The following is a 12,470-nucleotide window of genomic DNA, read 5'->3' as shown; positions in this document are numbered from 1 at the left end:
TTTTTCGTGGGGATAGGGTGTGGGAAGTGGGAAGATGGGGAAGTGAGAAAGCTGTCTCATCACCCTATCACCCCAAAACCCTATCACCCTATCTCCTGACTCCTGCCTTTTGCCTCTTGCCTCTTGCCTTCACAAGCTGATAACTGCTTAATTTCCTCGCCAAAAGACAATCGAATTATTGAGAGGTTGAATGGTGGTGCCGGGATAATAGAAAGCGAGAATTTGTTCGGGAGACCAACCCAAACGGGCTAAATTATAGGAACCAAATTGACTTAATCCTACCCCGTGGCCGAAACCGCCACCAATAAAGTTATAACCCTGGATCTGTCGATTGGTATCGTAGATAGGATCGATGTAGAATAGGGTACTGCGAGGCGGTTCCAAAGCACTACGCACCTCATTTTTATGCAGTTCCAAAATCCCCTTATCGGTTTGAATGGTCATAGTAAGAATCCGACCGGAAGGAGAGCGCTTAGTCACTTCCATCCATTGGATTTTCTGGAAATGGGCGAGGGGATGTTTTCTGCGTTTTAGATAGGTTTCTAGGTCTTGACTCAAATCAGCTAAAGAAGCTTGTTTTTGCCAGCGAAAAACCCGTCGCCCCGTCTCATTAAAACCATCTTTAAGATTAATAAACTGGCGAAAAGTTGTCTCATTAGCGAGGGATTGTTTCGACAGATCCCAGACTCGATTAGGGGAGTCCACCACTGCCCGGAGATAAGGTCTTTCTTCCCCATCCCAAACATCACTAAAAAGGGCAGTTATTCCGCCGGTGGTGGAGGAATAAAGGGCATCCACTAACTCATTTTGGTAGGTTAAAACCAGGCCTCGCGTGGCTGCGATCGCTTGATCAGCCCGGGGATTAGTTCCCGTCAATCCATAATAAACTTGACAATGGGTATCGGCACAGAGTTCGTAATTATCGGCTTGAAAACGGCGGCGATTGCGGAGGGCGTAGGTACGGGCGATAATAGTTTGCGCCTGGGTGGCACTTTCCGGGGCATCATGACCGATTTCGTGGGGTACAACCCCACGCAGGTAGGTTTCGAGGGGAACGTTATTAACTAGGGTAAAAGTGCCGTAGGCGTTGGGCTGTAGGCGCATAGTTCCCCCGTACAAACGTACCTGCTCGGGGCTATGGGTGACTTGAATCAGGTTTTTTTGGCTCTCGATTTCTAATTCTTTGGGAAAATAGCGCACCCCGTTGATCTGGAAAGAAACTTGCGGCTTTTCTTTGAGTAAAACACTATTAATATAGGGTTGATTGTGGCCTTTGGTTTGCAAACTGGTCAACAACCAACGTCGCACTAGGGGATTTTCATAAACTTCTCGCTTTGCCCAAACCTGCCAGCGTCCGGGTTGGGTAATTTCCACTTTAATGCCCATTTTTGCCCAATTTTTGGCACTATTTTCGGCGGTTTCAAAGGTGGCGTGGTCGCTTAAAATGACTTTTTCTTGCAGGATGGGAGAAGCGAGGGGACGGGGAATAACTTCTAATTGTAGGCGATTGGTTTGCAGGGTTTGGGATTGGCCATCTTCTCCCAGCACGCGCAGGGTGAGATTATCACCACTGGTACTACTCAGGGTTAATTTTTCCTTGGCTTCATCGCCAAAACGTTGGACAATGCCCACTCTCAGAAGGACATCCTTGGCTATAGCGGCAGGAATTAGGGTTAAACTGAGCAAGATCGCCGCAGTTATGGAACCGATGCTAATTATTGCTTTTTTTTCCTTGATTTTTAGCATAAAGTCAAGTATCTGTTAATAAGTTTTCATAAAAGTTGAGGATATTCAGAGATTATAGCAGCAAGCCGTTAGGGGATAGGGGTTAGGAAGTGGGAGCAGGGAGAATAAATAAAAACAATCTCCTGAATACTGACTTCTGAATACTGAATACTGAATACTGACTCCTGATGGCTTCAAGACACCCAACCGCCAACAAAGCATCTAACTTCCCCCATCGCTGATAATGCGTAAACGTACCATTTTTTGCCCACCTTCATCCAGTTCTACTTCGATCACTTCACTGGTTAAACTTTCCAAACAGGTTAACATCGATCGCAGATGGGGATTACTTGCTCCCGTATCCACATAGAGGCGATCGGACAAACTACCTAAACGTTTCCAAGTAGTATAAAGTTTAGCTACGGCTTGCTCTAATTGTGTGGCTTGTTTAACCAGGTCCGCCGCCGTATTTAGACAATCGACGCGCAAAGCTTCTTCTAGAGCCATTTCGATATCTAAATTACCCCGTCGGAGAGTTTGTACTTGGGCCGCCGCATCGAGATATTTGGCTAAACTGCGTGCTTCCGAGGTGATTAATTTTACCGTGTCCACATCGGGATTAGCGGCGATTTCTTGGCGGAGAGTGTCGATATGAGTATCGGGTAACTTTTCTAATTCTTTGACTAAGGGGGCGAGATGACGCGCCGGTAAACTGCCGTCGCTGGCTTTTTCTTTCACTTCATCGGGTAGTAAGTCTGAACTCATCGCCGTCCATTCATCGGCCAATTGCTTCACTTCCCGACGGGTAATTCTCTCCCCTTGTCGGGCTGCATCACTGACTAATTTTTGAATTTCCGGGGCAGATTTGGCCGTTTCTACGAAGGCGCGTTTACTAAAATTATTGATACTATCGGGATCCAGTTGTCCTTCCGCCAGGAGAGTATCGGCACTATTAGCCAATTGAATCAGAGCATAAGCTTGACTTTTAGTGATTTCTCGCTTTTTTAACCAGTTTAAAAAGCCTGTACCCCGACTATCACCGCCTTGCTTTTCCCGGTCGCGAATAGCTCGCAAAATTCGCCCCCGCCAGATTTCCGTTTGCAAATCAAAGCGATCGCAGACTTGCCAAAAAGAATCCAGTTGCTGCTGAAAGTCATGATCTTGGATGGTTTCATCTTCGGGATCCGGCAGTTGAAAGTTAAACTCTAGAGGTGTTTCAAAGGCATCAATGATCGCGGAGGTGTCGGAGGAGAACGTGGCAGCATCAACCATATATGATAGACTCGGCAGTTAATCGGGCATTTTATCTTAACTCGCTCTGGCAACCCCCGACAAGCCGATTAATCTTCAGCCACATATAGGGAAGTGGGTAAGTGGGGAAGTGGGGAAGTGGGAATTAGGGATTGGGGGGACTCGGACCGGTGACAGGTGCGGGAGGTGTCGTCCCGGTCGTGGGACTAGAATCGGTGACAGGTGCGGGAGGTGTCGTCACCGGACTCGGACCGGTGACAGGTGCGGGAGGTGTCGTCCCGGTCGTGGGACTGGTGACGGGTGCGGGAGAAATCGATGGATTGGAAGCGGGATAAGGACTCAGGAATTGCCAAGCGATCGCGGCAAGCAAACCGAGAACACCGACAGCGATCGCTCCCATCGGGGGAGAAACGTTAGTGGGTGCGGGGGGAGAGGTAGGACTAGGAACAGAAGAAGATGCAGGGGGGGGAGTGGGTATTGAAGTCACCACTTCTTCTTCGGAGTAGGTTTCCTCGCTGTGATCGAAATCTTGGTCATTAAGATCGGGAATAATCCGTTCTTTGGCCTCAGCATAAACTAAAGGCGTGACAGGTTCAGCCGCAGGAACTACCCGACAATAAACTAGGGCGATGGTGGAGTTATCGTGACCGTTTTTCTGGTTAGCTAGTTGTAATAAACTTTCCCCCACGGCTGTCACGGTTTTCTCCCCTTGCAAAAGAGGCACAATTTCACTGTCCCAGTATTGTTCTACCCGATCGTAATCACTTAAACCATCGGAACAGAGGAGAAAAACACAATCTTGATCAACAATCAACCTCTGAACGGTGGGATGGAGATTATTGGCGCTACTCATGCCCAAAGCTTGCACCAAGGCCCCGGCGTTGGGATACTGTATGGCATCACGATAGAGGAGATAGCCTAATTTCACTTCCCTGGAAGCGAGATCATCATCCACCGTCACTTGATGACAACTGTGGGCAGTAATCCAATAGAGGCGGGAATCCCCCACATGGGCTGCGTACATTTCCTGATCGTGGGCAAAAGCCATGACGAGAGTAGTACCCATGCGCTGACGATCTTGTCTTAACTCCTGATCATTGCGTTGACTGATCAGATCATTGGTGACACGAATCGCCTGTTCGAGGGCCAGACTGTGACTATCGGGATAGACTTCAATATCACTCGTGGGACTGGGATTAATTTCCCTAGGCAGGGTTTTGATCGCCAATTGAGCAGCGATTTCGCCTCCTTCCTGACCGCCGATGCCATCACAGACAATCGCCAGGGGCTTGCCCTGAGCTTTGTCGAAGGGATTTTGACCATGAGCGAGGGTTATGGCCTGATTAGCCGGGGGATAACAGGCATCCTCGTTGTGTTCCCGCAGCGGACCGGTATCGGTACAGGTGAAAATCTCATAGCTGCGTTCTTGACCTGCACCGTAGTGCTGTAGTGCATAATCGAGGATAGCGATCAGGGATTCCGGGCGATCGAGATCACCCGATTCTAGCTCTTGGGTCAGGGATGCGAGAAAATCTTGAATATTAGCGGCTGCCGTCGGGATCAGACCGGCCCACAGGACCCCTAAATCTTTTAACTTGGGAGCGGCAGCCTCGTCTTTGCTTAATTCCAGCAATTGCAGCAGCTGATTATTCACTCTCGTCAGAGAAGGGTTGAGCAGACTAGAGACCACGGCTTTTTTCTGGAGGGGATGCCAGAGTTTGGCCATTTGCCATAACCAGTGAATTTGCCTTAAATCGGAAGCTTGCGACCAAACCTCGGCCAGAGTGGGCAATAGTTGCGGATAAATTAATTCTCCCGTTTCATCGAGGGGAATAGTGCCGTATTCCAATAGCCAGATGTCCATATTTAAGCGTTCATCGGGACTGGGAATATAGCCGTAGATTTGGGGAATGTGGAGATGGAAGGGTAACAATTTTAGGTAGAGGGAAATCCAGCTAGGAGGTTCTTCCGGTGCTTGGGGTGCTTGAGCGGGTTTAGTATCAAGAACAATTTGGGGTTGTTTGACCAAATAACGATTATCAATTAGCTCACCAACACGATAATAGGTTCTCACCCAATCACCCATCATCCATAAATAACGCTTAACTAAAGGAGTACCGCATTTTTCACAGAATCTATTAGTGAGAGGGTTCTGAGCTAGACAAGTTAGGTTTTGACATTGGAGGGTTGTCAGGGAGTCCATGAAAACTGCTTACTCCTAAAGCGCGGTTACTATTAAGTTAATAAAATAGCGTGTTTTTAGCCAGGATGACTGCCAGCATATTGCAGTGTTTCCCAAATTTTAACCTTTGTCGCTCGCTCGGAAAATATAGAATGGAGAAGAATACGCCAAATATTTCAATTTTAAATTGCTTGTGGAGATGAGGCGCTCTTGCAAGGGGCAACCCCCCACCCCCCACCCCCCGATGTCGTGGGGGTTGGGGGGGTTGGGGGGGGGAGATTGAACTAATCTAAGGATAGGCGGTGAAAATGCGTCTTAGTTTAACTGAAATCTATGTTAATTGGAATTTTAGCGGTACTTTCGGCGGCGGCGGCGGCGGGTCTACGCACCGCTTTACCGTTGTTGGTTATTGGTTTGCTACGAACTAATCTCTGGCAGGATGTCCCGTTATTATCGCGTCTTCATCCTCAAGTTTTACTGGCGATTTTGGTTAGTTGGTCGTTATTCGAGTTGTTTGGTTCCAAGAGTCTTTTGGGGCAGCGGGTTCTACAGATTATCTCTTTATTTATCAGTCCGCTCGTCGGCGCATTAATGAGTTTAACCATGGTGAAAATGTTGCAGTTAAATCTGCAACCCCTTTGGTTAATTGCGGGAGTGGGGGGATTACTCGCTTTTGTGATCAAGTTAGTACAAGTGGGCTGGTTTTTTCGTTTGCACGGTTTACCGATTTGGGTGACTTTGGCCGAGGAGTTTTTATGTATTATTTTAGTGTTTTTTGCCCTCAGCGCCCCAGAAAATGGCGGTTTAATCGCTTTATTGCTACTCTGGCTGGTGATTCGTAGTTCCAGCTTGTGGCGCGATTGGTATAGCCAAAAACAGCAGCTGTGACTCCTGACCCGATTAACGTTTGCGTTTGAGCAATTTAGAAATGCGAATGCGTCGATTGTACCGCAACCAACGCCAAATTTTAATGACTAATTCCTCCACCCATAAAATAATCGCATCTAATCCCTCTAAAATCCGTTCTAAGGGGTGTTTAACGTAGCCGACGGGGGTTGATTCGGTTTCTAACCATTCTTCGTTAATTGGTTGAATTATCTCCCTAGTGTAGCGGGGATCTAATTGAGTTGCGGGGGGGGATTCTCCAGGGGTAATTTCAGCAGCGGCCGGGGGGATTTTTTGTAAAGATTTATTTTGTTTTTCTTGACTAAAAGCTTTTTTTGTGCTATGAGGCTCAGCTGGTGTGCCTGGGGACTGGGGAAGGGGATAAGCGGGGTTAAGGCGCGGTTTTTCGGAGTCTTGGGGAGAAATAGCCAAGATATCGGCGGATTCTAGCCATGGTTGCTCGCTGACGGCGGAAAATGTCAGGGATTGGCGAGAGGAAAAGAAGTGATCGATCGCCGCTTGGATGAGTTTGCCGATCGTGAAGGGATCCGCTTGGGTTTGTTTTTCTAGCCAATCCTGGAGACGTTGCTTGAAGGTGATCAGCAGAGAATTAGGAAGACTTAGGGGATATTTTGCCGATAAAGCGGGTGAATCAGCACTATATTCTAAATTATTCTTCTCTTTTGCCCAGAAATGCTCGATCGCCGCATAAATTAACCAATAAAGTCGCCAGAGATAGGAGGAATTTTTCTCGACAGTCGGGGACTGGTTAACGAGATCGGAAGGGGGGTTAGAGGTGTGGCTAAAACTGCTGGGGATTGCGGGGGAGATAGCGAGAAATTTAGCCTCGAAAATTGCTAATTTTTCGTCAATAACTTCTAAAATCGCTTGAGAATTTAAATTAGGCAGTGGTAAGGAGGGTGGTGTCGGGGTTTTGACGAGATGGGATTCCTGGAAGAGATTTATGGCGATCGCTATTTGTCCCTGTTGTTCCCAGCGTAGTAGGTTCCAAAACCAACGGATCGGAGGCAAGACAGGATTTTTGTCGGTAAAATTCGGTAATAAAGGCGGATATTGAGGATTTAATCGCTTAATTTTCCGTTTTTCGAGGGCGTAGTTAGCCAGTGCCGTCCTAATTTGTTTTTCTATTTGTCTTTGGGTTTGATTATCGGTGATTTTAACAGTCTGGTGATCGTTAGTGACGAAAACTAAAGCTTGATCCTCTAGATCGGCTGCTATGCCAATAAATGGCGTTTCTTGGTCGGATAAGCTGTGGAGAAATTCTTTGATCGCATCCGTCCCATCTTTTCCGGGGGGTGATAATTGTTTCTGGAGACTGTTCCCCAATTGATTAGCCGTCATCCGCAGGGATTGTACCAGCAAATAGACGGGATAGAGGGCTATTTGCAGGGCAATAGCGATCGCATTTTGTCCGCGACGAGAGACGCGGCCGAGGTTATCTTTCAGACGGATCAAGCGACGGTTGATCAGGTTGAACAGTCGGCTTTTATAGGAATCGGCAGCCATGGATTTTGGGCGATAACATCTTCAATTACACTATCCTATTGTGCAAGGGCGGGATAAAAAAAATTTTTTGCCAAAACCCTTGACTCCCGGAAAGATTATTGTTATATTTAAAAAGGTCTGAAATCCACGCCCCCATCGTCTAGTGGCCTAGGACACCTCCCTTTCACGGAGGCGACAGGGATTCGAATTCCCTTGGGGGTATGAAAAAAAGGTCAGAAGTGTCAAGCTTCTGACTTTTCGGTTTTTTTCTCCCGTTGATGGCTTTTCGGTAAGCTGACGGTGAAGATTGTTCCTCGATCGATCTGACTTTCGACGCTAATTTGTCCATGATGACTGAGGGTAATCGCTAAAGCGATCGCTAATCCTAATCCTGTTCCCCCGGAAGTGGCGGAATTTTGTCGCGCGGGATCGAGACGATAAAAGCGATCGAAAATATGGGACAAAGCAGCCTCGGGAATCCCGATTCCGTTATCTTTGACGCGTACCAGTAACACCGATTGTCGATCGCGTTTACTTTTCTCCAATTCCACTGCCACATTTTTAGGCTCAGATTCTGGCAAAAAAGCGTGTTTTAGGGCATTAGAGATTAAATTTGTGAATAAACGGGCTAATTGATCCCAATCTCCCTCCATAGTAAACATTTCATCGCTGTAGGAAAAATCCTCTTGATTCGGTTCCACAATCGACAAAGAGAGGGAAATTCCCTGCTTATCGGCGATTAAACGCTGTTCTTCCACCACTTCCATCAATAAAGCATCCAAAGGTACAGCTTGCTCGATCGGTTGGACGATGCCACTATCAGAACGGGCTAAAAAGAGCAGATCATTGACTAAATTGCCCAATCTTTCCGTTAAACGATCGATCACTTGCAAGCGTTGATGACGAGTTTGGGGATAAGCGATCGCCATTTGCACGTTAGTTTGGATAGTGGCGATCGGATTGCGTAATTCATGGGAAGCATCGGCGGTAAATTGTTTTAAACTCTGATAGGACTCTTTTACCGGTTGAATGGCTAAACCGGACAAAAACCAACCAATCCAGGCGACACTGGCAATCATCAGGCAAATTCCGGCGATTAAATCCCATAATAGCTGTCTAATCGGTTTTGTCACCTCAAACCAAGGATGACTTACCCGCAGATATCCCAAAACATAATGACCGATTTCCACCCTTTCGGTTACTTGTCGCAGCAGACGATTATCGGATAAGCGAATAGTTTCCCCTTGACGGTGGGGATGGAGGGGAATATCTAAGGATTCAGCCAAAGTTGACCAAAGTAGATTACCTTGGGGATCAAACCATTCCAAATCTATATGATCGTCCTCCACAGATTTACCCTGACTGGGAAAACTTGCGAGGGGATCGACGCGATAACGTCCTTGATCTGGGGGAATCGATTCGATCACGAGGGAACGATTTACCACCTCAATGATGTGTTTGAGGGTATCATCAATGCGATCCACTAGGGTATGGCGCACATAAAAATACATTCCCGTAGCGAGAAAAAGCAGTAGTATGGCAGTGACGGCAGTGTACCATAAGGCTAAACGGCGGCGAGTGGCTTGGAACACCGATAATCTATGGATTGGCTAGAGATTTTTAGAGCAATGTATCTTATTTTACAGCTTATTTGATCGATTTAATAATCGAGAATAAATTATTTTTAGCCATAGGGAAAAACTGACGGTTGCCAAGAATAGCTAGACTTGAACGCTCATAGTCCTTAAAAATTGCCGCTAACAAAAGTATTTTTAGATACATTCTCCCCAATAATTGTTTGAGTAGAACTACAAAAGCAGCCAAAGTGAATTATATTTAACATTATGGTAACAAGGCTGACAGGAACGGCTAAAAATATTTTTGAGCTTATTTGAATTAATCACAACTATAAATGATGAATTTAAATTATTGGTTAATGAAATCGGAACCCGATGTCTATAGTATCGAGGATTTAAAAAAAGATGGTCAAACTATTTGGGAGGGGGTGCGAAATTATCAGGCCCGCAATTTTCTCCGTCAGATGAAACGGGGAGATTTGGCCTTTTTTTATCATTCTAATACGACCCCGCCGGGGATTGTCGGCTTAATGCGAGTAGTGCAAACCGATAGGATCGATCCCACACAATTCGATCCCGATAGTCCCTACTATGATTCTAAATCCTCCCCGGATTGCCCGCGCTGGTGGACGGTTAAAGTTGAGTTCGATCGCCTTTTTCCCCAACTGCTGCCCCTAGGAATTTTAAAACAAAATTTTACCGCCGATGAATTATTATTAGTAAGGACAGGAAATCGTCTGTCAGTGATGCCTGTCAATCAAGTGATCGCAACAAAAATTCTCGCTTTAGTCGCTCGTCAAGGAGTATAAACTGTGAACCAGAAAGATGCTATTAATTTACTTTCCCTGATTGGGGGATTATTGGCCACTATTGTCATTTTAGCGGCCTTTAATGCCTATGTGATTATCACCCCCGGACAAGCGGGAGTTTTAAGTGTTTTAGGAAAGGCTAAGGACGGGGTTTTATTGGAGGGATTGCACTTTAAACCTCCCTTTGTTTCTAGTGTCGATATCTACGATGTTACGGTGCAAAAATTTGAAGTTCCCGCCCAAAGTTCCACTAAAGATTTACAGGATTTATCCGCTAGTTTTGCGATTAATTTTCGTCTCGATCCGACCCAGGTAGTGGCAATTAGAAGAACCCAAGGCACCCTCCAAAATATTGTCGCTAAAATTATCGCCCCTCAAACCCAAGAATCCTTTAAAATTGCCGCCGCTAAAAGAACCGTAGAGGAGGCAATTACTCGACGCAGTGAGTTAAAAGAAGACTTTGATAATGCCCTATCGACTCGGTTAGAAAAGTATGGTATTCTAGTTTTAGATACCAGTGTAGTAGATTTGAATTTTTCTCCAGAATTCGCTCGGGCCGTCGAAGATAAACAAATCGCGGAACAACGGGCCCAAAGAGCCGTTTATATCACCCAAGAAGCGGAACAACAGGCCCAAGCAGAAGTTAATCGCGCTAAAGGGAAAGCTGAGGCACAAAGACTATTAGCAGAAACTTTAAAAGAACAGGGGGGAGGATTAGTTTTACAGAAAGAAGCGATCGAAGCTTGGCGCGAAGGTGGGGCGCAAATGCCCCGGGTTTTAGTCATGGATGGAGCGGGAAAAAATAGCGTACCATTTTTATTTAATTATAGTGATTCTTTTCCAGAAAATACCCCCTAAATTCGGTTCTATTTAGCCTAATTATTTTCTCAAGATACAGCCTTTCCCATCAAGAGGAAGTGTAACCTAAATTTGGTATCGACGACCGGCGATCGGCTCCCCAAAAGCAAAACTTTGTACCTCACCATTAAGATAACTGTTATAAGTTTTGTTGAGAAATGTGTAGAGTTGGAGCCGACCCTTGACTGGAACCCAAGCTCTTGTGATAACTTGTAGAGGAGTTATCGACAAGACACCATCAGCTAGACGACCCTTCCAGTTTCTCTATGTTTCATCCTCACCAATCGGAAACCCGTGAAGATATCCGCGAGTATGTAGCTCAACTACAGCTTCACATGGCTTTACAAGCTCGTAATCTTGTGCCTAGTCTGACTAATACTAGAGATAGTCGCGAGAAACTGCTGCAGGATACCCAAGCAACCATCGAAAAAATCGTTTCCCGTCATTTCTAGTTGACCGATTTTACGGCGTTGTCAGATCAGAATAGGAAAGATGCCATGCAATCCTTGCTGCCCTTCGACGTAGCTCAGGGCAAGTCAAAGTAATTTCAGTTCCCATTTGACAACGCCCATTGTAGGGCTAATTCATGAATTAGCCCTACACCTATGACCTAGCTATATTCCACTGCATATGTAGCCTATACTCAACGGATTTAGTATTATACGTCTCTACCAATCACAGCAGCTGCAATGTAGGGGCGCAAAGTGGTCAGTGAGTTTATCGAACTGCTTGCGCCCATAATGTGACATTGTGAACATTTTTCAGCCAAGAGCCAAGAGAGGCTCTTTTTTTTCTGATATTGAGGGAATAAACCTGACTTCTTAACCATAAAAACGCAAAAAAACTGTATCATAAATAGCAGAAATTAAAAAAAAAAAAAATAAGATTGGTAAAGATGTAAAACATCTATTTAACTTTACTTAACTTAACTTTACAAAAGAGGCAAGTTTGCCAATGAAAGTCGCCATCGCACCGATTGTTTTATCCACTGCCAGTTTAGGGTTAATGTTGGGTGTGGCAGAAAACGCCCAAGCCGCCCTGATTCCTAACATCACTGCCTCAACAAATATGGGTAGTGCTTTCTCTACTAACATAGCCAATACCGTCAATGGTGCCGGGTTGCCCAGTAATACACCAAGTCTGACAGGATCTCATGCTGCGGCAACTGTGACTAATGCTTGGTTTGGAACTGCGCTCACTGGTAATATCACTTTCAATCTCAATGGCAGCTATAGTCTGGCTGGTTTTAGCTTCTGGAACTTTAACGGACAGAGGACTATCGGAATTAAGGGCGTGACTGTTCAATCCTCCACCAATGGGACAACTTTCACGACTATAGCGGGTGCTCCTACTCAGTTTGCTATCGCCGCAACTAGTTCTGCTGCTGTAAATCCAGAGACGTTCAGCTTTTCTTCTCCGGTTACAGCCTCTTTTGTCCGGTTTGTTGTTGCTAGTAACTGGGGTTCTACTAATGGTACTGGCTTCTCTGAGGTTCAATTTAATAGAACTCCTGATCAACCTCCTCAGCTTCAATCTGTTCCTGAATCCTCTTCCTTGCTTGCTTTGTTAGCCTTTGGTTTAGCGGGTGTTGGTTTAAGAAAAAGAATGTAATCTTTAGATGGTAGGTTGGTTAATTACCCTTAGCCCTCTTCTCCCCACTCCCCACTCTTCTTGAAC

At 45.8% G+C, this 12,470-nt stretch carries 11 protein-coding genes and 1 tRNA gene; 6 read left to right on the top strand and 6 right to left on the bottom strand.

Going from position 1 to position 12,470, the window contains the following annotated elements:
- Positions 1–147: 147 nt before the first annotated feature.
- From RAM70_RS22300 to RAM70_RS22290, 3 genes are all read right to left on the bottom strand, one after another.
- Positions 148–1,746 (bottom strand): SpoIID/LytB domain-containing protein, encoded by a 1,599-nt coding sequence (locus RAM70_RS22300; RefSeq protein WP_190381026.1) that lies wholly within the window; start codon positions 1,744–1,746, stop codon positions 148–150.
- Between the two features lie 201 nt (positions 1,747–1,947).
- The gene (locus RAM70_RS22295) at positions 1,948–2,997 is read right to left on the bottom strand and encodes a hypothetical protein (RefSeq protein WP_045360600.1); all 1,050 of its coding nucleotides are present in this window, start codon (positions 2,995–2,997) and stop codon (positions 1,948–1,950) included.
- Positions 2,998–3,121: 124 nt separating this feature from the next.
- Positions 3,122–5,179 carry a protein phosphatase 2C domain-containing protein gene (locus tag RAM70_RS22290; protein ID WP_045360602.1) on the bottom strand — a complete coding sequence of 686 codons (2,058 nt, stop codon included), beginning with the start codon at positions 5,177–5,179 and terminating at the stop codon, positions 3,122–3,124.
- Positions 5,180–5,491: 312 nt separating this feature from the next.
- On the opposite strand from RAM70_RS22290, the gene RAM70_RS22285 reads away from it, so the two are divergent.
- Complete coding sequence (locus RAM70_RS22285) at positions 5,492–6,046, top strand: DUF4126 domain-containing protein (RefSeq protein ID WP_045360604.1); 555 nt, start codon at positions 5,492–5,494, stop codon at positions 6,044–6,046.
- 12 nt (positions 6,047–6,058) lie between these two features.
- On the opposite strand, the gene RAM70_RS22280 is transcribed toward RAM70_RS22285, so the two are convergent.
- Positions 6,059–7,570: a hypothetical protein gene (locus tag RAM70_RS22280; protein WP_045360606.1), complete on the bottom strand. Its 1,512-nt coding sequence runs from the start codon at positions 7,568–7,570 to the stop codon at positions 6,059–6,061.
- Between the two features lie 128 nt (positions 7,571–7,698).
- Between RAM70_RS22280 and RAM70_RS22275 the strand changes: the two genes are divergently transcribed.
- Positions 7,699–7,771, top strand: a tRNA-Glu gene (locus RAM70_RS22275).
- Between the two features lie 20 nt (positions 7,772–7,791).
- On the opposite strand, the gene RAM70_RS22270 is transcribed toward RAM70_RS22275, so the two are convergent.
- Together RAM70_RS22270 and RAM70_RS22265 are read right to left on the bottom strand one after the other, a co-directional pair.
- The gene (locus tag RAM70_RS22270) at positions 7,792–9,141 is read right to left on the bottom strand and encodes a sensor histidine kinase (RefSeq protein ID WP_045360607.1); all 1,350 of its coding nucleotides are present in this window, start codon (positions 9,139–9,141) and stop codon (positions 7,792–7,794) included.
- Positions 9,142–9,196: 55 nt separating this feature from the next.
- The gene (locus RAM70_RS22265; RefSeq protein ID WP_190381526.1) at positions 9,197–9,373 is read right to left on the bottom strand and encodes a hypothetical protein; all 177 of its coding nucleotides are present in this window, start codon (positions 9,371–9,373) and stop codon (positions 9,197–9,199) included.
- Between the two features lie 88 nt (positions 9,374–9,461).
- Between RAM70_RS22265 and RAM70_RS22260 the strand changes: the two genes are divergently transcribed.
- The 4 genes from RAM70_RS22260 (at position 9,462) to RAM70_RS22245 (ending at position 12,404) form a co-directional block, all read left to right on the top strand.
- Positions 9,462–9,935: an EVE domain-containing protein gene (locus tag RAM70_RS22260; RefSeq protein ID WP_045360609.1), complete on the top strand. Its 474-nt coding sequence runs from the start codon at positions 9,462–9,464 to the stop codon at positions 9,933–9,935.
- Between the two features lie 3 nt (positions 9,936–9,938).
- Positions 9,939–10,793: a prohibitin family protein gene (locus RAM70_RS22255; protein WP_045360611.1), complete on the top strand. Its 855-nt coding sequence runs from the start codon at positions 9,939–9,941 to the stop codon at positions 10,791–10,793.
- A gap of 266 nt (positions 10,794–11,059) precedes the next feature.
- Positions 11,060–11,245 carry a hypothetical protein gene (locus tag RAM70_RS22250; protein WP_045360613.1) on the top strand — a complete coding sequence of 62 codons (186 nt, stop codon included), beginning with the start codon at positions 11,060–11,062 and terminating at the stop codon, positions 11,243–11,245.
- 502 nt (positions 11,246–11,747) lie between these two features.
- Positions 11,748–12,404 (top strand): discoidin domain-containing protein, encoded by a 657-nt coding sequence (locus RAM70_RS22245; RefSeq protein WP_312675660.1) that lies wholly within the window; start codon positions 11,748–11,750, stop codon positions 12,402–12,404.
- Positions 12,405–12,470: the final 66 nt, after the last annotated feature.

This window comes from Microcystis wesenbergii NRERC-220 (assembly GCF_032027425.1).
Classification (GTDB): domain Bacteria; phylum Cyanobacteriota; class Cyanobacteriia; order Cyanobacteriales; family Microcystaceae; genus Microcystis; species Microcystis wesenbergii_A.
This window is presented reverse-complemented; position numbering and strand designations above follow the sequence as displayed.

What these genes read in the sequence shown, in the direction of transcription:
- RAM70_RS22245 (WP_312675660.1), top strand. Translation starts at nt 11,748, where the DNA reads ATGAAAGTCGCCATCGCACCGATTGTTTTATCCACTGCCAGTTTAGGG.
- RAM70_RS22250 (WP_045360613.1), top strand. Translation starts at nt 11,060, where the DNA reads ATGTTTCATCCTCACCAATCGGAAACCCGTGAAGATATCCGCGAGTAT.
- RAM70_RS22280 (WP_045360606.1), bottom strand. Translation starts at nt 7,570, where the DNA reads ATGGCTGCCGATTCCTATAAAAGCCGACTGTTCAACCTGATCAACCGT.
- RAM70_RS22300 (WP_190381026.1), bottom strand. Translation starts at nt 1,746, where the DNA reads ATGCTAAAAATCAAGGAAAAAAAAGCAATAATTAGCATCGGTTCCATA.
- RAM70_RS22260 (WP_045360609.1), top strand. Translation starts at nt 9,462, where the DNA reads ATGATGAATTTAAATTATTGGTTAATGAAATCGGAACCCGATGTCTAT.
- RAM70_RS22295 (WP_045360600.1), bottom strand. Translation starts at nt 2,997, where the DNA reads ATGGTTGATGCTGCCACGTTCTCCTCCGACACCTCCGCGATCATTGAT.
- RAM70_RS22285 (WP_045360604.1), top strand. Translation starts at nt 5,492, where the DNA reads ATGTTAATTGGAATTTTAGCGGTACTTTCGGCGGCGGCGGCGGCGGGT.
- RAM70_RS22290 (WP_045360602.1), bottom strand. Translation starts at nt 5,179, where the DNA reads ATGGACTCCCTGACAACCCTCCAATGTCAAAACCTAACTTGTCTAGCT.